The sequence below is a fragment of the Streptococcus sp. HF-1907 genome (assembly GCF_015594605.1).
Taxonomy (GTDB): Bacteria; Bacillota; Bacilli; order Lactobacillales; family Streptococcaceae; genus Streptococcus.
Genome location: NZ_JADNQT010000001.1, coordinates 19,108 through 39,600, shown reverse-complemented (window position 1 = coordinate 39,600; position 20,493 = coordinate 19,108). Strand labels below are relative to the sequence as shown.

At 40.1% G+C, this 20,493-nt stretch carries 20 protein-coding genes and 1 pseudogene; 8 read left to right on the top strand and 13 right to left on the bottom strand.

Annotated features, from left to right (window positions below; all coding sequences use genetic code 11):
* Window positions 1-102 precede the first annotated feature (102 nt).
* The 5 genes from IYQ92_RS00205 to IYQ92_RS00185 all read left to right on the top strand — a co-directional run bounded on the left by IYQ92_RS00205 (window position 103) and on the right by IYQ92_RS00185 (window position 4,120).
* Window positions 103-1,077 (top strand): ribose-phosphate diphosphokinase, encoded by a 975-nt coding sequence (locus tag IYQ92_RS00205; protein WP_195674764.1) that lies wholly within the window; start codon window positions 103-105, stop codon window positions 1,075-1,077.
* Window positions 1,078-1,080: 3 nt separating this feature from the next.
* Window positions 1,081-2,196, top strand: a complete 1,116-nt coding sequence (locus tag IYQ92_RS00200) for a cysteine desulfurase family protein (RefSeq protein WP_195674763.1) — start codon at window positions 1,081-1,083, stop codon at window positions 2,194-2,196.
* A 1-nt stretch (window position 2,197) separates the two neighbouring features.
* Window positions 2,198-2,545, top strand: coding sequence for a DUF1831 domain-containing protein (locus tag IYQ92_RS00195; protein ID WP_195674762.1), 348 nt, complete (start codon window positions 2,198-2,200; stop codon window positions 2,543-2,545).
* Between the two features lie 237 nt (window positions 2,546-2,782).
* Window positions 2,783-3,418 carry a redox-sensing transcriptional repressor Rex gene (locus IYQ92_RS00190; protein WP_195674761.1) on the top strand — a complete coding sequence of 212 codons (636 nt, stop codon included), beginning with the start codon at window positions 2,783-2,785 and terminating at the stop codon, window positions 3,416-3,418.
* 9 nt (window positions 3,419-3,427) lie between these two features.
* Entirely contained in the window at window positions 3,428-4,120 is a 693-nt protein-coding gene (locus IYQ92_RS00185) for a gamma-glutamyl-gamma-aminobutyrate hydrolase family protein (RefSeq protein WP_195674760.1), read from the top strand.
* On the opposite strand, the gene radC is transcribed toward IYQ92_RS00185, so the two are convergent.
* Window positions 4,115-4,795: a RadC family protein gene (gene radC / locus IYQ92_RS00180; RefSeq protein ID WP_195674759.1), complete on the bottom strand. Its 681-nt coding sequence runs from the start codon at window positions 4,793-4,795 to the stop codon at window positions 4,115-4,117. The genes IYQ92_RS00185 and radC overlap by 6 nt on opposite strands.
* Before the next feature lie 171 nt (window positions 4,796-4,966).
* Here radC and IYQ92_RS00175 point away from each other — a divergent pair, with 171 nt between their 5' ends.
* Window positions 4,967-5,668: a nicotinamide mononucleotide transporter family protein gene (locus tag IYQ92_RS00175; RefSeq protein ID WP_195674758.1), complete on the top strand. Its 702-nt coding sequence runs from the start codon at window positions 4,967-4,969 to the stop codon at window positions 5,666-5,668.
* Window positions 5,669-5,864: 196 nt separating this feature from the next.
* Entirely contained in the window at window positions 5,865-7,391 is a 1,527-nt protein-coding gene (locus IYQ92_RS00170) for an IS1182 family transposase (RefSeq protein WP_195674757.1), read from the top strand.
* 78 nt (window positions 7,392-7,469) lie between these two features.
* Here the strand turns inward: IYQ92_RS00170 and IYQ92_RS00165 are convergent, their stop codons facing one another.
* The 11 genes and pseudogenes from IYQ92_RS00165 to IYQ92_RS00120 all read right to left on the bottom strand — a co-directional run bounded on the left by IYQ92_RS00165 (window position 7,470) and on the right by IYQ92_RS00120 (window position 17,531).
* The gene (locus tag IYQ92_RS00165) at window positions 7,470-8,291 is read right to left on the bottom strand and encodes a glycosyltransferase family 8 protein (protein ID WP_195674756.1); all 822 of its coding nucleotides are present in this window, start codon (window positions 8,289-8,291) and stop codon (window positions 7,470-7,472) included.
* 54 nt (window positions 8,292-8,345) lie between these two features.
* The gene (locus tag IYQ92_RS00160; RefSeq protein WP_195674755.1) at window positions 8,346-9,470 is read right to left on the bottom strand and encodes an AI-2E family transporter; all 1,125 of its coding nucleotides are present in this window, start codon (window positions 9,468-9,470) and stop codon (window positions 8,346-8,348) included.
* Between the two features lie 108 nt (window positions 9,471-9,578).
* Entirely contained in the window at window positions 9,579-11,015 is a 1,437-nt protein-coding gene (locus tag IYQ92_RS00155; protein WP_195674754.1) for a 6-phospho-beta-glucosidase, read from the bottom strand.
* A 103-nt stretch (window positions 11,016-11,118) separates the two neighbouring features.
* Window positions 11,119-11,949, bottom strand: coding sequence for a Cof-type HAD-IIB family hydrolase (locus tag IYQ92_RS00150; protein WP_195674753.1), 831 nt, complete (start codon window positions 11,947-11,949; stop codon window positions 11,119-11,121).
* A gap of 36 nt (window positions 11,950-11,985) precedes the next feature.
* Window positions 11,986-12,600: an SGNH/GDSL hydrolase family protein gene (locus IYQ92_RS00145; RefSeq protein ID WP_229311243.1), complete on the bottom strand. Its 615-nt coding sequence runs from the start codon at window positions 12,598-12,600 to the stop codon at window positions 11,986-11,988.
* 59 nt (window positions 12,601-12,659) lie between these two features.
* The gene (locus tag IYQ92_RS00140; protein WP_195674752.1) at window positions 12,660-14,144 is read right to left on the bottom strand and encodes a family 1 glycosylhydrolase; all 1,485 of its coding nucleotides are present in this window, start codon (window positions 14,142-14,144) and stop codon (window positions 12,660-12,662) included.
* Between the two features lie 103 nt (window positions 14,145-14,247).
* Window positions 14,248-14,817 carry a sugar O-acetyltransferase gene (locus IYQ92_RS00135; RefSeq protein ID WP_195675046.1) on the bottom strand — a complete coding sequence of 190 codons (570 nt, stop codon included), beginning with the start codon at window positions 14,815-14,817 and terminating at the stop codon, window positions 14,248-14,250.
* Entirely contained in the window at window positions 14,813-14,983 is a 171-nt protein-coding gene (locus IYQ92_RS10120) for an HAD hydrolase family protein (protein WP_229311241.1), read from the bottom strand. The genes IYQ92_RS00135 and IYQ92_RS10120 overlap by 5 nt, the downstream gene beginning before the upstream one ends.
* Window positions 14,984-15,001: 18 nt before the next feature.
* Window positions 15,002-15,619: pseudogene (locus IYQ92_RS00130) on the bottom strand (HAD hydrolase family protein).
* A 44-nt stretch (window positions 15,620-15,663) separates the two neighbouring features.
* Window positions 15,664-17,229 (bottom strand): ABC1 kinase family protein, encoded by a 1,566-nt coding sequence (locus tag IYQ92_RS00125; RefSeq protein WP_195674751.1) that lies wholly within the window; start codon window positions 17,227-17,229, stop codon window positions 15,664-15,666.
* A gap of 8 nt (window positions 17,230-17,237) precedes the next feature.
* Window positions 17,238-17,531 (bottom strand): phasin family protein, encoded by a 294-nt coding sequence (locus IYQ92_RS00120; RefSeq protein WP_195674750.1) that lies wholly within the window; start codon window positions 17,529-17,531, stop codon window positions 17,238-17,240.
* A 330-nt stretch (window positions 17,532-17,861) separates the two neighbouring features.
* Between IYQ92_RS00120 and IYQ92_RS00115 the strand changes: the two genes are divergently transcribed.
* Window positions 17,862-18,788: an AraC family transcriptional regulator gene (locus tag IYQ92_RS00115; protein ID WP_195674749.1), complete on the top strand. Its 927-nt coding sequence runs from the start codon at window positions 17,862-17,864 to the stop codon at window positions 18,786-18,788.
* Between the two features lie 22 nt (window positions 18,789-18,810).
* On the opposite strand, the gene IYQ92_RS00110 is transcribed toward IYQ92_RS00115, so the two are convergent.
* Window positions 18,811-20,481 (bottom strand): carboxylesterase family protein, encoded by a 1,671-nt coding sequence (locus tag IYQ92_RS00110; protein ID WP_195674748.1) that lies wholly within the window; start codon window positions 20,479-20,481, stop codon window positions 18,811-18,813.
* Window positions 20,482-20,493: the final 12 nt, after the last annotated feature.

The window sequence follows — 20,493 nt, the reverse complement described above, 5'->3', positions numbered from 1 at the left end:
ATAACCTACAAAAATGCAAGGCTTTTTATTATTTTCCAAAGTGAAATTTTTCTTATTTTTTGGTAGAATAAGGGTATCAATTAAAAGGAGCTCACTTTTACCATGGCAGAATTATACGCCGACAAACAAATCAAACTCTTCTCGCTAACCTCAAATCGAGATATTGCTGAAAAAATCGCCCAAGTTGCTGGTATCCCACTTGGTAAAGTTTCTTCTCGTCAATTCTCTGATGGTGAAATCATGATTAACATTGAAGAAACTGTTCGTGGGGACGATATTTACATTATTCAATCAACAAGTTTCCCAGTAAATGATAACCTTTGGGAATTATTGATTATGATTGATGCTTGTAAACGTGCCAGTGCTAACACCGTTAACGTTGTTATTCCTTACTTCGGTTACTCACGTCAAGACCGTATTGCGGCTTCTCGTGAACCAATTACTGCTAAATTAGTCGCTAATATGCTTGTAAAAGCTGGTGTTGATCGTGTCCTAACACTTGATTTACACGCGGTCCAAGTTCAAGGTTTCTTTGACATTCCAGTTGATAACCTCTTCACTGTTCCTCTTTTTGCAGAATATTACATTGATCTTGGCTTGGTTGGTGAAGACGTCGTTGTCGTTAGTCCAAAAAATTCTGGTATCAAACGTGCTCGTAGCCTAGCTGAACATCTCAATGCACCAATCGCTATCATTGATTATGCACAAGATGACTCACATCGCGAAGAAGGCTATATTATTGGTGAGGTAAAAGGTAAAAAAGCAATTATCATTGATGATATCTTAAATACAGGTAGAACATTTGCTGAAGCTGCTAAAATCTTGGAACGCGGTGGTGCTACTGATATCTTTGCTGTTGCCAGCCATGGACTTTTTGCTGGTAGCGCAGCTGACATTCTTGAAGCCTCTCCTATCCAAGAAATTATCGTAACGGATTCAGTACTTTCTAAAGAGCGCGTGCCTGAAAATGTGAAATACCTTTCAGCAAGTCAATTGATTGCTGACGCTATTATCCGTATTCACGAACGCAAACCACTTAGCCCACTCTTTTCATACCATTCAGACCAAGAAGGATAAGTCATGATTTATCTTGATAATGCTGCCACTACTCCTCTGACGCCTTCTGTTATAAATAGCATAGCAGAAGTAATGACGGAGGATTTTGGAAACCCATCTAGCATCCACGCATTTGGTCGAAAAGCCAATCACCGTTTGCGACAAAACCGACAAATTATTGCTGATTACCTTTCAACAAATCCTCGTCAAATTATCTTTACATCTGGCGGGACTGAAAGTAATAACACCGCTATCAAAGGCTACGCCCTCGCTAATCAAGCTAAGGGTAAACATTTAATCACGACGGAGATTGAACATCACTCTGTACTGCATACCATGCAATACTTGGAAGAACGATTTGGTTTTGAAGTCACTTATTTGAAACCTGAAAATGGACGTATTACAGCTGACAGCCTCAAAAAAGCGCTTCGCGATGATACGATTTTGGTTTCAATGATGTTTGCAAACAATGAAACTGGCGACCTTCTTCCGATTGCTGAGGTTGGTCAGATTTTGAAAGACCATCAGGCAGTTTTCCATGTTGATGCTGTCCAAGCTTTTGGGAAAGTGTCTATCAATCCTGAAGAACTTGGCATCGATTTCTTATCTGCTTCTGCTCATAAGTTCCATGGACCAAAGGGTGTTGGTATTCTCTACACTACACCACTTCATTTTGACAACTTGCTTCATGGTGGCGAACAGGAAGAAAAACGTCGCGCTAGTACCGAAAATATGATTGGTATTGCTGGGATGGCACAAGCATTGTCGGATAGCCAGGCTCATCAAGCTGATAACTGGAAGCATATTTCACAGTTGAAAGAAACTTTCTTGAGTGAGCTTGAAGGATTAGATTTTTATGTTAATGCCACCGATAAGGTTATGCCATACGTTGTAAATATCGGGTTTCCAGGACAGAATAATGGCTTACTCTTAACTCAGCTTGATTTATCTGGTTTTGCTATTTCAACTGGCTCTGCTTGTACTGCTGGTACAGTTGACCCAAGTCATGTTTTGATGAGTATGTATGGCAAGGATTCTGCACGACTTCAAGAGTCTATTCGTGTTAGCTTCTCAGATGTGAATACCATCGAAGAAGTCACCCAATTAGCACAAAAACTAAAAGAAATTGTAGGAAAATAATATGGCATTTGAAAAAGAAATTGTATTACCTGACTGCCGTTTTAGCTATGCTATTAACCCTAACGTCAAAAAATTCACACTTCGTGACACCACTTTTACGCAAACGCATATCGGCAATTATGAATTGACACGACTTTTGGAAGAAGTTCCAAACTCAGGTGATGGATTCCCATTGAAAATCACTATCAATAAAGACCTCAATGGCTTTAAATTAGCGATTACTGATAAATCTGGTCTTCGTCTGGTTAATATTTTCAAATCAGAAAAACACAAGATTTTACAAGATAAATTCTATTTTCTTATGGATAGCCTTGTAGAACGTGATATCTTTACAAAAAAGGAACGTTAAGCTAAGTTCCATCATACAAAAAGACATGTCAAACTAGCATTAGTCTGGCATGTCTTTTGCGCTATTCATTAGAAATGAAAACAGGGTTTTCAGAAATATTTTTATGGATTTCCTATTCCTTTTGTTTTAAATTTCACAAACATTTTGATACAATAGTGATGCTTAGGAATTTTCCCTCACAGTTAGACTGCTAGTATCGCAGTCTCATATAAAGTAATTCTCAAAGGAGATGATATTGTGGCTATTGATAAATCTATTCCGAAGGCAACTGCTAAGCGGCTATCTATTTATTATCGTATTTTTAAACGGTTTAATACCGATAATATTGAAAAGGCTAGTTCTAAACAAATTGCAGATGCTATGGGGATTGATTCTGCAACCGTTCGTCGCGACTTTTCCTATTTTGGTGAACTTGGTCGCCGTGGATTCGGATATGATGTCAAAAAATTGATGAACTTTTTTGCAGATATTCTAAATGACCATTCAACGACCAATGTTATGCTTGTTGGTTGCGGAAATATTGGTCGTGCCCTACTTCACTACCGTTTCCACGATCGCAATAAAATGCAGATTGCAATGGCTTTTGACCGTGATGATAACGAATTAGTTGGCACAAAAACTGAGGATGACATTCCGATTTATGGCATTTCGACACTTGAGGAGCATTTGAATCAGACACATATTGAAACAGCTATCCTCACCGTGCCAAGTGCCCAGGCTCAGGAAGTTGCGGAGGCTTTAACAGCGGCTGGTATTAAAGGTATTTTAAGCTTCTCACCTGTTCACCTCACCGTGCCAAAAGATGTCATCGTCCAATATGTTGACCTTACTAGCGAATTGCAAACGCTACTTTATTTCATGAATCAAAAATAAGGAGACCTTATGTCCAAACCAGTCATTGGTATCACAGCTAATCAACGCATCAATAATTCTCAAGATAACACACTCTGGTCTTACGTACCAACTGATGTTATCAATAGTGTCGCAGAGGCTGGCGGTCTCCCTCTCATGCTTCCGATTGGGGATGTGACGTCTGCTATAGCTTACGTATCGATGGTTGATAAAATCATTGTCATTGGAGGGCAAAATGTTGACCCTTATATCTATGGTGAAGAAAATCACGCCCTTGATGATGATTTCTTAGAGGAACGTGACAACTTTGAACTAGCTATCATCAATGAATCTTTGGCAAGGAAAAAACCTCTTTTCACCATCTGTCGTGGGACACAGTTGATGAATGTTGCCTTAGGTGGCAATCTCTATCAGGACATCAAGGGGCACTGGCAACCTGAGGTGGCTCAAGCACCGTCGCATGAGGTCGTGTTTGAAGAAGGGTCTGTGTTACGTGATATTTATGGACAGTATTCAACTATCAATTCTATTCACCGCCAGAGTATTAAAAAATTAGCTACGCCACTGGAAGCGATTGCTTATGCCCCAGACCATACAATTGAGGCAGTCACATTCAAGAATCAGGCTTTCCCATTTCTTGGTGTGCAGTGGCACCCTGAATTGTTGGCGGCTAGTCGTCCTCAAGACCAAGCCCTCTTCAATTATGTTGTCAACAAGCTATAAAATATCCGTTTCTTCACGGAAACTATAATATTCAGACTTTCCAACGATGATGTGATCCAGGCAAACCAAGCCCAAGTGGTCGCATGATCGTTTTATTTTTTCTGTAAAGCGCAGGTCATTTTCGCTAGGGTAGGCTTTACCTGACGGGTGATTATGGATGATAATGACTGACGTGGCCATGTTTTTACAGGCATAGTAGAGAATTTCTCGTGGTTCTGCCACTGACCGACGGACTGTCCCGATGAAAATTGTTTTTTGCTCGATAATCCGATTTTGGGTGTCTAAATAAACAGCTACTAGATGCTCCTGCTTCTTATCCCCTAATTCTAACATCATTTTGCGAGCTAGCTGTTCGCTGCTTAGAATCTGCTCTTTTCGGTCGTATTCTGCCTTCTGAATGCGCTTGGCTAGTTCTAACATGGCTTTGATTTCAATCGATTTAACTTGCCCGATACCCTGAATGCTTTGTAATTCTTGTAAGGATAATTGTTGAAAATCTGCTAGGCTGGTTAAATTCTCCAAAATTTGTGTCGATATTTCTAAAACAGGCTTTTGCTTGGTTCCTGTTCGTAATAAGATGGCCAACAATTCTTGATTACTTAGCTGTTCTGCTCCCAAATCTAACAAACGTTCACGAGGCAACAGAGCCTCTTTTTTTAGTGCAATTGAATACATGTGATTACCTCCACTTTTATTATTCGCAGAAAAAAGGCAAAATAAAAGAGCCTGGGACAATAGTCCCTTTTTATGACTGAGAACTTTTTGTCCCAGACTCTTTGCTATATGACTTGACTTTTCTTTTTTTTAGGTGTAGAATGACCGCAACTAAGAGGAGGGAGACCATCTATGAAAAAATCACTAAAAGTTTTTGCCACTTCAAAATGGTTTGACCTTTTTGGTGTAGCTCTAGTTGTCGGCATTGCGATTACATCCGGCTATCTTAATTCAAGATTAGACAAGTTTGTTGATTGGGGACAATGGACTGCATTGGTTCCGTTTGGACTCATTTCCGTTACTAATGTTGGGATTTCAATGTTGTCCACTCGTTTTACTGGTAAATTGAGTAAATGGGGTAATTATTTCGGAATCGTCAATACAATCTTATCTGGTACCATTGATTATATCCTCGGAAATAAGGCTGCGATTATCACCTATCCCGTCACCTTTCTTATTTATACCTTTGCCATTAAGAAATGGGAAGCTTCACAAGAAGGTAGACCAAACAAAATGAACCAAAAACAATTGAAGTGGGCAGCCGTTATTATTTCAGTCCTAGCTTTCCTATTTGCCTTTGCAACAAACTATATTGGCTATGGGGGCAAGATGAATCTCCTTGCTTACGTCACAACGATTGCATTTGGGCTTTCATTGATTGCTAATGCCTTAAATGCTCTTAAATTAACAACCCAATGGGAATTTTGGTTGGTTTACAATTTCGTACAATTATCAAAAGCTAGTATCCAAGGTAATTTTGCCAATATTGGTAAATACATTTTTTACATCATTAATGCTGTAGGTGCTCTATTCGTATGGAATGATAAAGAGTAAACTAAAGAATCATTAATCTGTACCTTACTCAACCAACATACTGAGTTGTCAGGTCTAGCTTTGACAAACAAGAGCTTGGGACAATAGTGTCTCGATTTTATCAAAAAAGCAACGGATTTGCCGTTGCTTTTTTGCATGGTTACGATAGTCTTGGTAAAATAGAATTGCTCAATAAACCATTTAGAAAGGCTATCCCATGCACATTCACTATAACACAAATCAAACGACTTTACCACTAGAACTTGCTTGCATTTTACCACAAGACCATCTTGTCTTTACCATTGAAAAAGTGGTGAATACCTTGGAGGATTGTCACTTCCACGCCTTCTATCATGCCTTTGGTCGCCCGTCTTATCACCCTAAAATGCTTGTATCTACTCTTCTATTTGCCTATTCACAAGGGATTTTCTCTGGTCGAAAAATCGAAAAAATGATGATTGAAAATCTGGCTATGCAGTACCTAACAGGACAGTTGATTGTCAGCTATCGCACCATCAATCGTTTTCGTGTCGCTGAAGGGATGGAAGACCTCATTCGTGATCTTTTCATCGACCTCAATCTTCGTTTAAAAATGGAAGAGTTAGTGACCTTAGATTGTCTGTTTATTGATGGGACTAAGATTGAAGCCAACGCTAACAAGTATAGTTTCGTGTGGAAAAAGGCCACAGACAAGTTTTCCGTCAAACTTCAAGAACAGATACAGGTCTATTTCCAAGAAGAAATCACACCCCTTATCCATCAGGCGATTGCGCTGGATGAAAAAGAATCGATTACCTCAGAACAGTTGCTTGAATTCGCTCAAGTCCTTGAAGAAGAATTGGAAAAACTGAGCCAAGACATTGAGGAGACTCCCGTTAAAGGGAAGGACAAACGTAAACCTCAACGTCGGAAACTCAAGAAAGTCCTGCGTAAAGTCAAGGATGATTTTTCAGTACGCGCTAAAAAATATGAGAGCTATCAAGAGACATTTGACGGGCGTAACAGATTTTCTAAAACCGATCCAGATGCCACTTTTATGCGGATGAAAGAAGACCACATGAAGAATGGTCAGCTCAAAGCTGGTTATAATCTTCAAATCGCTACTGAAAACCAATTTGTTCTTCACTATGATGTCTTCTCAAATCCGACAGATACCAAGACTCTCCTGCCCTTACTTGAAACCTATCCACATGACGTAAAGACAGTTGTCGCAGATGCCGGATATGGAAGTGAAGAGAACCTCCTTCGTTTAGATGAAAATGAGGTGAACCATCTGATTAAATATGCCATGTTTGATCAAGAACAGAAGAAAGGGTATAAACAGTCAGCTAGAAACTTAGCAAATTGGCACTATGATGACAAGGAGGATAGCTACACACATCCTGACGGCTGGTGCTATCGTTTTCACCATACCAAACATCAAAAAACACAGACGGACTTTCAACAGGAAATCAAGGTTTACTACGCTGATGAACCTGAATCAGCCCCTCAAAAGGGACTATATATCAACGAACGCTATCAACACTTAAAAGCTAAAGAATGTCAGGCGCTTTTATCTCCCGAAGGTAGACAGATTTTCGCTCAACGTAAGATTGATGTGGAACCTGTCTTTGGGCAGATAAAGGCTTGTTTGGGTTACAAGAGATGTAATCTGAGAGGCAAACGACAGGTTAAGATTGACATGGGATTAGTTCTCATGGCCAATAACCTCATAAAATACAATAAGAGAACAATTCAAAATTAAAAAGCTAGAGTTCCACAATTGGAAATCTCTAGCCTTTTTTGTGGCTGAAAACTATCTTTGTCTCAGACTCTTTTGCACCTAGATAAGTTGAGCAAGATGCTGATAATGTTTGTAAAGCGCAGCATAGCGACTGCGATATTCTTTTTTCCAAGGTTTGTCTCGACCGCAGAAATGAAGAAAGACAGTATGTCCGATTACCCAGTCTAAATCCCAAATACCACCACTTCTCGCTTGATAGAGAATGCTGTAGCGAGCATCAAAATTGTAAATTTGGTCTGGGATTAACATAGTTTTGTGACCATAGAGTGCATTCAAAACATCCTGATCGGGCAGGACTAAGAGGTGGCCTTTATTGGCGATGTAGTTCAAAATATCTTGTCGCTTGACTTCCTTGCGGACGGCAGTGAGGTTGAGCATGAGAACACCAGAATTAAAATAGCTCCCCGCTTCATAATTTCCTAGGCGCAGCTTATTGACTAAGTCAGGAATATTAGAGTCTGAGATATGGCTGGCCGCCGCATAGAGCTTGTCCCCAAGATCGGTCTCATAGAGGGGAAGGATGTCATTCAGGCACAGGATGTCAGCGTCCATGTAGAGAATCTTGTCTAAATCCTGTGGCAGATATTCATGGGCCAGCAGGCGATAATAGATGGTCTCTGGATAGCGGTCCGTGGTCGGTGCATCTGAAAATGCCTCTTCCCCGATGACAACGGGATGGTAATGAATACCCAATGTCTGACAAAATCGCAATATTTCCTCATGCTTTGACAGAAGTGTTTTTTGCAAAACGTAGACGTGCAGTTGCTTCTGCGATGACATCTGATAAACCGAGTAGACGGTCACTTTAAACTGGTCAACGTAGGCATCATCGATGGAATAGAGTAGGTTTAGTTTAGTCATAAGATTATTTTAACATTTTAGGAATGAGAACAGCGAAAAAAAACTAGGAAAATCCTAGTTTTGATCCAATTTTTTCAATTGTCTTTTGGCAACATGATCTTTGAGCATTTGATAGAGACTGGCTGATAGGGGGACTGATATCATCATGCCAAGGATTCCTCCAAGCGAAGCCCCAATTGTGATGGATAAAAGCACCCACATTCCAGGCAAACCGATTGAGCCACCGACAACACGCGGATAAATCAGATTGCCTTCAAATTGCTGAAGGATGACCAAGAAAATCACGAAGAAAATAGCTTTTGAAACGGATACCGTAGCAATCAAGATAAAACCTATGGTCACCCCAATATAAGCGCCCACCACTGGAATTAAGGCTGTGAAGGCAATCAGAACGCCCACCGTTGCAGCGTAGGGAAGATTAAAGATGGTCATACCGATAAAGCTCAGTGTCCCTAAAATCATAGCTTCTAGCGTCTGTCCAACAAAGAAACCATGAAAACGGCGGTGAAGAATTTGTCTCACGTAATGAAACTTAGAACTGTGTTTGCCAAGATAAGTATCAATGACTAGATTAAATTGACGTCCCAACTGCTCCTTACTTGCCAGCACATAAACTGAGAAAATAAGGCTGATAAATAAATTCATCAGAGTTGAAGCGACTGTCGTCACGGATGTTAGTAGATTAGTCAAGACAGAGAGAACCTGCTTGAGGACTTGTTGGCTGTATCCTGTCAGGGTTGAGACCAAATCTTTGTCTGAACCGAGGTACTGCATGGCATTAGCAACTTGTTTATTATCGTTGACTTGATTGATGAATTTGGTGATGGCGCTAGCATCGATGGTCAATAGGCGACTGATACTTGATATCAAGTCTGGGATGACGATTGAAAACAGCCAGATGATTAAGCCAATAAAGGTTGCGTAAGCCAAAAGCATTGAGACGGCTCTTTTGAAAGCCATCACGATTTTAAATTGTCCAAATAATCTGGTGTAGAGTGACTCGTAGGCAGACATGACAATATTGACAATATAGGCCAAGCCTGCGCCCATCAAGAATGGAAAACCTGCTTTATAGATGGTTGAAATCAGGCTAGCGCCAGCATTCCAATAAGAAATAATAGCAAAACAAATGATAAAAGCAAGCACTAAGGAATAGACTTGTTTTTTCTCGAATTTCATAGGAACTCCTTCATAGTAACTACGGTCTATTATACACTATATTGGGTGGATTAAACAATCTTTAACAGTCCAAAAAAGCCAGGACTAGCCCAGCTTTTTATCACCCACTTAATCAAGTTCAGTACCGTTACTTGCAATGACCTGTTTGTACCAATCAAATGATTTCTTCTTAGAACGTTTGAGCGTTCCCTTGCCTTCATTGTCACGGTCGACATAGATGAAACCGTAACGTTTTTTCATTTCACCCGTACCAGCTGATACAAGGTCGATACAACCCCAAGTGGTGTAGCCCAAGAGTTCTACACCATCGACATTGATAGCATCATTCATAGCTTTCACGTGTTCGCGAAGATAGTCGATGCGGTAATCGTCTTCGACATAGCCATTTTCATCAGGCGTGTCCACTGCACCAAGTCCATTTTCAACGATGAACATTGGTTTTTGATAACGGTCCCAGATGGTATTCAAAGTGATGCGGAGCCCAAGTGGATCAATTTGCCAACCCCATTCAGAAGCCTCAAGATATGGGTTTTTGAGCGAATCAAAGATATTTCCAGCTGTCTTATCCGTCAAACTTGGGTCTGCTGAAGCCACGCGACTTGAGTAGTAAGAGAATGAAATGAAATCAACGGTATTTTCTTTGAGCAATTGCAAATCTTCATCCGTAATTTCGAAGGAAATACCATCGCGTTCCCACTGCTTCTTAGCATAATTTGGATACTCACCGCGCGCTTGTACGTCAATGAAGAAATAGTTAGAGCGGTCTTCATTCATGGCTTGCCAATAATCCTTTGGATTACATGTATTTGGGTAATATTGCCCTGCTGCTAACATACAACCGACCTTGTTTTCAGGGTCAACTTCGTGGGCAATCTTAGTCGCCAAGGCTGACGCTACCAATTCATGATGGGCTGCGAGGTATTTGGTTTCTTCAACATTTTCACCTTCTTCAAAGTAAAGCCCGGCCCCCATAAAAGGTGCATGAAGAATCATATTGATTTCATTGAAAGTCAACCAGTATTTAACAAGTCCTTTGTAACGAGTAAAGAGAGTACGTACCAAGCGTTCATAAAACTCAATCATTTTACGATTGCGCCAGCCACCATAATGCTCAATCAAATACATTGGACAGTCAAAGTGGGTGATGGTAACAAGCGGTTCAATACCGTATTTATGGCATTCCTTGAAGACATCTTCGTAAAATTCAAGCCCTTTTTCATTTGGTTCAAGCTCATCCCCTTTAGGGAAAATACGTGACCAAGCGATTGACATACGGTAAGTCTTGAAGCCCATTTCGCCAAATAAAGCAATGTCTTCTTTATAGTGGTGGTAAAAATCAATAGATTCTTTAGCTGGGTAGAAATACCCAGCTTCAAAGTCAAACATTTTCTTTTGACCGGAAATGATTGGAAAACGGTCTTCACCGATTGGAACCACGTCCACATTAGCTAGCCCACGTCCGTCAACATTATAGGCCCCTTCACATTGATTGGCTGCTGTTGCACCCCCCCATAAAAAGCCTTTTGGAAATACTGAGTTTGTCATAATCATTCTCCTTGTGATATCTTAGTGATACCTACAGTATAGCAAGAAAAAAAACCAGTTGCTGGCACTATTCTGTCAAAAACTGGTACTATCCTTTTAAAACTCAGTTCTCAATTTCTTGTAAATAGACTTCAATAGTGCGAAATACACCATTCTGAGAGTTACTTGGAGCAATAGCTCGAGCGACTTGTTTGACATTGGCCGTCGCATTAGCCATGGCAAATGAATGACCCGCTAATTTCAGCATTTCAATGTCATTGCCACCATCGCCAAAGGCCATGAGCTGACGCGAATCAATACCTTCTTTAACCATCAACTGCTCTAGTCCCCAACCTTTATCAATTCCCTTTTGAATAAAGTCAACAGTATCAAAGCCGCTTGTGATGGCTCTCAAATTTCCAGTAAATTGTCGGTTAAACTGTTCTTCAACTCTTTGACAACTCTCTAAATCTGCCATCATGAAAATTTTCATAATATCATCATTCATCAAAATATCACTTAAATACTCAACTTCTTGAACAGAATGGATAAAAATCTCAGCTTCTTCTGGTGTGATTTTACTGGTATCAACCTTAAAGCTTGTCCCTTTTACCATATAAGTTCCATTGATACCCGTCAAGGTAATTTTCAACTCTTGATACTGCCCCTCAAAATAATCTAGAAAAGCTGTCACATCACTTTTTGACATCTGATGACGCGCAACGGTTTTTCCATTTACGAGAAGGTGAGCACCATTTTCAGCTACAAAATCAAGCTGGTTTACTAAATCACCAAACATCATTCGTAGTCTTGGTATACTATTTCCGCTTGCTACTACAAACGAAATATCTTGAGCCCTCAGACGTTTTATTAACCGATGGAACTCTTCGTGGTCATAACTTCCTGAGGCATCTAGAAATGTTCCATCCATATCACTTGCAATCATTTTTATCATATCAATCACCGTTTGAGTTTCTTTGGTATCGAAATACTAAATATATAATTTTAAGACTTCCGAGATCAGTTCATACCCCCTCTGGTTCAAGTGCAGACCGTCTGTCGTTATTGCTGGAGCTAGCTGACCAGTGTCGTCTAATAAGATTGGATACAAGTCAATAAAGTCTATGCCTGGTAATTGAGATAACTGAATATTAAGAAACTGAATTGTTATATTTCTTCTAATTTTGACCCGTTCTGCATAGTCAGGTGATTCATTGACCGGAAGCACGGATAATAAATGAATGTGTGTATAAATCGATTCACTACGGATAGTCTCAATTATTTGTGAGATATTCGCTAGAATTATTGATTCATCATATCCCAATCCGATGTCATTGGTGCCAATCAATATAAAGACTTTTGCCGGCTCTAATTCCCAGACCTGTTCTTTAAGATGGTCTAACAGCCACTGGCTGTCAGCGCCAGCAATACCACGATTAACCAAAGGGAGGTCGTGACCGAGATGCTTTTTCAAGGGAAAAAATTCAATGATGGAGTCTCCAACGAAGATAATACTATCTTTAGGAATTTTAAGATTTTCTCTTTGAAATCGTAACAAGCGCTGATTTTGATAATCCATGAGTGTCTGGTCCATAACTTCTAACAATGCTTTTCTCCTGCTAGTATTTAAATACCAATAGATTGAGATTAGCTCAACCTATTATTTTAGTCTAAATCTCCGCCATTTGATGCGATAACCTTCTTGTACCAGTAGAATGAATCTTTGCGTGAGCGCTCAAGACTACCCTGTCCTTTATCGTCTACATCGACATAGATAAATCCATAGCGTTTACGAATTTCTCCCGTACCAGCTGATACAAGGCCGATACAACCCCAGGTTGTATAACCTCGGAGATCGACACCATTTTCAATAGCAGCTTCCATCGCTTGAATATGTGGACTATAATAATCGATACGGTAATCATCATGAATGCTACCATCTTCTTCTACTGTATCAAATGCACCAAGTCCATTTTCAACCACCATAATCGGCAATTCGTAGCGGTCATACACTTTTTCGAGATAGTATTGTAATCCTAGTGGATCAAGTCCCCATCCCCAATCTGAATAGGTGAGGTAGGGATTCTTAGCACCTGTTGAGAAGTTCCCAGCAACTTGCTCTTGATCCGCATGAGTTGTGACATTATTTGACATGTAGTACGAGAAAGTATACATATCAACAGTACCTTCTTTGAGGTCTTCTAGGTCTTGCTCTGTAATATCCAAAGCAACATTATGTTCCTTCCAAAGCCGTTTAGCAAAAGTTGGGTATTTTCCTTTTGTTTGAACATCACCACAATAATAAATCCCCTGCTCCCATTTATGACGATTTGCCAGGACATCCTTAGGATCACAGGTCGCTGGATAGAACGTGATGCCGCAAATCATATTACCGATTTGAAAATCTGAATTGATGGCATGACCTGATTTCACCGCGCGGGCACTTGCTACAAATTGGTAGTGTAACTGTTGGTAGCCATCTTGGAAGGCTTCATCGCTAGCGCTAGCACCAAACATATCCAAGAACATGACCGTGTTATTGATTTCATTGAAAGTCAACCAATATTTCACCAAATCTTTGTATTCCGTAAAAATAGTCTCTGCATAATGAACGTAGAAATCAATCAACTTACGGTTGCCCCAACCACCGTAGTTTTCTTCTAAATATAGCGGTGTGTCAAAGTGCCACATGGAAACGAGCGGCTCAATACCGTGTTTATGACATTCTTCAAAGACTTTTCGGTAGAAGTCAAGTCCTGCTTGGTTCGGTTCTGTTTCGTCCCCATTTGGGAAGATACGAGACCAAGAAATTGACAAACGGAAAACCTTGAAGCCCATCTCAGCCAATAATGCGATATCTTCCTTGTAACGATGATAGAAATCTACTCCCAAGTGGTTTGGATAATACTCATTATCTAGCACAGCATATTTAGCACCTTCAGGAATAATCCCGTTGTGTCCCATTGCTGGCGCTTTTCCTGGATTGCCATCTTTATCAATGTAAGTTACAAATCGTGGTGCGTCAACGCTACCACCTGTGGTAACATCTGTTTTTGCAGGACCACGTCCATCGACATTCCAAGCACCTTCTGCTTGATTAGCAGCGATTGCGCCACCCCATAAAAAATCTTTTGGAAATGAACTTGTCATCCTATTTACCTTGCTTTCTTTGCGTTATGGTTATAGTATAACCGTTTTTGAAAACCTTTTCTTACACTATCTTGCTAAAAACTAATACTATCCACCGATATGTCTACAAATCATTTTCAATCGTCTTTATGAATCTAGCTGGTATGCCACCGACGACACAGTTATTAGGGACATCTTTAGTTACTACCACACCAGCAGCAACGACAACATTATTACCAATGATCACTCCCGAAAGGATGGTAACATTGCCACCAATCCACACATCATCTCCAACGATAACGGGCTCTGCCATTCTCAAATGTTCCCTACGACCTCGAGGAGATAAGGGGTGCCCAACTGTTGTAATCAAGGTGTTGGGACCAATCATGACATGATTACCAATGGTCACTGGTCGAATATCCAAAATCGTCCCGTTATAGTTCATCAAAAAATCGTCTCCGACATGAATATTTTTACCATTATTACAATTAAAAACCAGCAAAACATTGGGATTTTCTCCCACGCTACCAAATAGCTCTCGAATTGCTGCTTGGCGCTCTGCTATTTCTAAAACGCTAATCTGATTCAGACGTTGACAGCCTAAGACAGCGTTCAGTTTACGTCCGTTCACTTCGGAATCCGTAAAATCATAAGGCAGACCTACCTCCAATTTTTCAAGCTCTGTCATCCTAATCCTCCTCAGTCAAAAATGCTTCCAAGACCGACAAAACACCATCATCATTTGAAGGAGCCAGATATTTTGCTTCATTTTGCACCAATAGCGGAGCGTTTGCCATAGCATAGGACTGACCAGCAAGTCTCAGCATTTCAATATCATTACCGCCATCGCCAAAGGCCATCAATTGATTGGAGCCACACTACCAATAATCCAGTAAGACTTGCAATCCGACAGACTTGTCCATATGAGTTGGAATGATATCCAAACAGCCAAAGCCACTCGTCGTTGCGGACAAGCCATAAACTATGAACTGTTCATTTATTTCAGCTTGAATGTGTTCTGTCAATTCATCAGGAACCAGCAAAGTCATTTTGAAGAAATCATCATCTGGAATTGGATGTAGATTATTTACATAAATTAATTTAGGTAAATAATATTCTAATTCTTTCCGTGCAATACTGTTAGTTGATTGAGGAAGATACGATGACTACTTTCCAGCCAAGTTGATAACCGCCTCTGGGTAGTTGAACTCCATATAAGTGACCAACTTTGAAATGGCTTCCTTGCTGATAAATTCTTCTAACAGGGTTTTTCCTTTGACGATAACGTGACCTCCATTTTCAGAAACGAAGCTGATACGGTCTTGATAGTCAGCAAAATGCTGCAAAAGATGGCAGTGCTGATTGCCACTAGCCACCACAAACTCTATCTGATGCTCTGCCATTTTTCCTAAAAGTCCTTCAAAACGGGGTCTATCAAAGGTTTTGTCGCTTCTCAAAAATGTGCCATCGATATCTGTTGCAATAATTTTAACCATAAATCGCCCCTAAAGCTTTATATAATCAATAAATGTCACTAAAATCATAGTGACATCTTAAATAGAATGGTGACGAATATGAGAGCCGATAAAGCAAATAAGCTCCGCGACATCACAACCATCTCGGGGACAGTCGCTAAAATACTGGCCGCTAAAATGAGTCCCAGAAACAGGACGGTCAGCACAAAACGGTTAACCATTTTGTTGAGGGTTTTCATGCGATTGTTGTAATCGTAAATGTCATGATTGACCAAAATCCGACCGTTTAGAATTTGTTCCAAGAGTTGGCTGAGTCGTCGGGGGACATTTTTCCCGTTTTTCAAGAGGTAAAACAGCTCAATCAAGATGGTCTCTTTATTGAGAGCTTGTTTAAGCATGTCTGGTCCCATATTTTCTAGGAAATAATTCTTGGCTAGGGTCATCAAGTCAATTTTTGGCGCTAGCTCCCTGAAAATCCCCTCAACTTGTAGCCCTGCTTTTTCCAAAATTGTAATTTGAGCAGAGGCTTTGAGGTGGTTGTTGACAAAAACTCTGAGCAAATCTTCCAGCAGATCCGTGATGGACAAGACGCCTAAGTCAAGGCTAGCATACTTGTTCATCATGCGCTCCACATCTTGCGTCAGCTCAGCCTTATTCATGCTCGTCTCAAAACTGGTCATTGCCAAAATTGCTTGTGTCATGCCATCGACATCTTGAGCAGTAAAACTGTATAGAATGTCATTTAGAGCCGCCCGCATGCCAGTTTCCAATCGTCCCATAATCCCAAAGTCGATAAAATAAATCTTATTATCCGCAATCAAGAGATTACCTGGGTGGGGGTCACCGTGAAAATAACCGTCTTTAAAGACCTGCTTGATGAAGCTCAGCATCAATTTTTTACCGATATCTTCCAAGTTATAGCCCGCTTCAACCAGATCTTGATAATGATTGATGGGAATCCCCTCGATATATTCCTCGACAATCATGTGAGGCGTGGTGAATTGGTCATAAATTTTTGGAACAGCGATACAGCGGATAGCTTTGTTTTTTTCTTCAAAGAGATGCATTGCTTCCGCTTCATTGCGAAAATCAATCTCAACCAAGAGAGACTCTTTCAGCTGCATCAAGACATCTGGCAAATCCACCATGGGAAATAGGTGACGGGGAACATGCCGCGCTAGTCGAATCAAGAGACTGATGTCCTCCTCAACAATTTCCGCCAACCTTGGTCGCTGAATTTTAACAATCACTTCTTCACCAGAAAAAAGTTGAGCCCGGTGCGTTTGGGCAACCGAGCCACTAGCCAGAGGCTTTTCTGAAATCGATTGGAATGCTGATGAAAGCGGTGCTCCAATTTCTACCTTAATGGCTGACATGACCACTTCTTTTTCCAGGGGTAAAACGTCATCTTGGAGCTTACTCAACTCTTTAATATAGGCTTCTGGTAATAAATCGCTACGGGTCGATAAAATTTGACCGATTTTGATAAAGCTAGGTCCCAATTGCTCGAATGCAGATTTTAATTTCTGGGGTCCCAGGCGATCCTCCATCGGTTTACGATTTTCTTTTAGGGTCGTTAAGCCGACTGAGCTGAAAACTGCTAGAATTTCTCGTAAGCGCTTATTTGCCATAAACTTCCCTATTCATCTTTATCCTGTGTTAGGCTACTAAGCACTTTGTTCAATTTTTCTTCGAGACGAGTGACATCTTCCTTGGTTGCGTATTGGACAGCCTGTGTTTTTTGATTAAGGTTATTTAGAATCTCTTGAGCTTCCGCTTCACCCTTGCGCTTCAATTCGCTCTGCAATTCCTTACCTTCATCAACAGTCAAACGTCCTTTTTCAACCAAGTCTTTGACAAAAGCATCCGCCTTTTCCATGGTCATTGAAGTCAATCCAATGCCTGCAAGTAATACTTTTTTCAATTCATTCATGATGTCTTCCTCCTTTTTTCATACCTTTATTGTAGCACTTTCATTGGAAAATAAGTGAAAAATACTGGATTTCTCTGAAAATAAAAAGCCATGCAGGAACAAGGAGATTAGGAGTTCCCATAAGGCTCTAAGCTTTTTCAAAAACGTTTTAATTGTCTTGTTTGAAGGGAAATCGTGTTTGCAAACGTTTTCTTTACATCCTTATTATATTCCCAGATAAGCTTTTTTACTTGTATTATCCTGTCAAAAAATAATACTATCCTACGATAGATGACCTTTTTAGAAGTTTTTGATATAATAATACTATCCTATGTTTTAGAGAGGCTAATCATGACTTTATTGGAAGATGCGATGACGCATGATATTAAGGACAACAGGCACCTATTCCCTTACGAATTTTCTCATTCTGAAGTGAAAAATGGGCACCCAGACGTTCTCTTTCATTGGCATCCGGAGCTTGAAATTAACTATATTTATGAGGGAAGTGCACGCTATCATATTGATTATGATTTTTTTGATAGTCAGGCAGGTGATATTATCCTTATTCGTCCCAATGGTATGCACTCTGTCCACCCCTTGGAAAATCAGCCTCATGTGACTGATACTTTTAAATTTCATTTAGATATGATTGGTTATTCCATTATTGACCAAGTGAGCTTGCGCTATTTGCAACCATTGCAGACCAGCACCTATAAATTTGTGCCACGTATTCAGCCAGATATGGCAGGGTATGATGACATCAAGCAATGTTTGATGACTATTTTTGAGATTAGTCGTGAGGAAAATCGACACTTTGAGCTTCTTCTAAAATCTAAATTGAACGAACTGGTCTATCTCCTCTACTACCACCGCTATGTTCTCCGCAAAAATACCGACGATACTTACCGTAAAAATGAAAAAATTCGCGAGCTGATTGATTATATCAACAACCACTATCAGGAAGATTTATCCATCGAATTTCTTGCCAATTACATCGGCTATAGCAAAACGCACTTCATGACTGTTTTCAAGCAACATACCGGTACTTCCTGCACCGAATTTGTCATCCAAGTCCGACTCAGCAAAGCCAGCGAGCACTTGATGAACACCACCATGCCAGTTATCGATATCGCTAACGCTGTTGGTTTTAATAACCTATCAAATTTCAACCGACAATTTAAACGCTATTTTAAAACTACACCGAGCCAATACCGCAAACAATTTACTAATAAAAAAGATGGTCGTACTCTGATTCATCGCAATATTAAAACCAGCTGAGATTTTCAGCTGGTTTTTTTGACTACTGACGAGCATCAATCGGTTTGCTGAACCAACGACCGTTCAAGACAGTTTGGTTAAGGTCTGATTTCACTTCATCAGATAAGGTTTTGTCAGCGTTCATTTTAGCTAAAATATCAGCTGCTGTTTCTGTATCCGTTGTCGCTGTAATATTAGCTTTTTTCTTGCTAGCCGTAATTGATAAGACTGGTGATTGGTCTGACCATTTTTGCCATTTAGTCAAGTCTCTTCCGTTGGGATTCCCTTTAGCTAAAAAGTTTTTTAGGTAGGTTTTGACTTCCGCAGACATTTCTTTGGCACCAGATGTTTCAAAATCTTTACCAATAAATGCCTTGTAATTTGAAGGTTTTTGAAGCATTGGTTCAAAAATACCATGGAATGCCCCTAAAGTTTTACCTAAAGAGCTTGTCTTATCACCGTATGATATTTCTCCAATATAAATCGGTGATTGGTAGCTGTCAGCCATCTGACGGGCACTATCAACTGTGTTTGATAGACGATATAGTTGGCTACCATAGGTTTTTGCATAGGTAAACTGAGCAAGCTTGTCTTTGTCTTTAAAAAGATTACCACTTGAAAAGTCTGCAATGAAGCGATTATCATAAGCTGCAAACATTGAAAATTCACTAGTACCAGTCATTAGCATCAGAGGAACATCATTGTATGTTGCTCCTTCAAAGCCATCTTTAGGAATCACTGTTCCATCCTTGTAAAGGTGAGGGAAAACACTCATACGTATACCTGCATTTCCCATAAGTGCTGCTAAACGTTCAGCCGATAAACCGTAAAGATAATCGTGAACATCACTACCATCGGTCAATAACCAAGATTTCGCTTCTTCTTCAGTTGTTTTTACACCATCTTCGACAACCAGTGGCGCGATAGCTGAAGCAAAAATATCCTGACTTTCCGTTTCATCCGCTAAAGTCATTCCCTCACTAAAAGAAATAGCTTTCTCATATTTACCTTTAAAAATTGGAGAAATTAGACTAGCCATCACATCACGCCCGCCAGCTGAAAATCCCGCTAGGGTTACGTTATCTTTGTCTCCACCAAAGGTTTCAATATTTGCCTTAACCCAATCTAGTGCCGCAGCAATGTCTAACAAAGAATAATCTCCTGAATTTTCTTCTGTACTTCCTGTCTTAAGAGCCGTAAGTGGATTAAATCCTAGAGCCCCAAGTCGATAATTAACTGATACGTAAACTGTATTTAAATCATTAGCAAAGGTATTTCCCTTAATTTCTTGTGCTGTTCCTGTCTGGTTATTCCCACCATGAATGTAAACCATTACAGGTAAATCTTTTTTGGTATTATCAGGACGAACAATATCCAAATTTAGTGCATCTTCTGAACCTGTTACTTTCCCATTCGATAACTGAATGAAGCTAGCTCCTGCTTTGGTTGCATCTAGTGTTTTATCCCAATCAGTCATTTCTTTCGGAGCTTTCCAACGTAGGTTACCTTTTGGTGCTTGGGCGTAAGGAATTCCTAACCACTGGATGACTTTATTTTTGGTGTCTTTGACACCTTTAATCCTTCCATGAACTGTTTTTTGAGTAACTTTGGCATTAAATTGTGCAGCGGATACGTGACTGCTTGTCAGCAAACCTCCTCCTAAAACGATGGCGATAGTTGTAGCGATTGCAGTCGATTTTAATACTTTTTGCATGATTTCACCCCA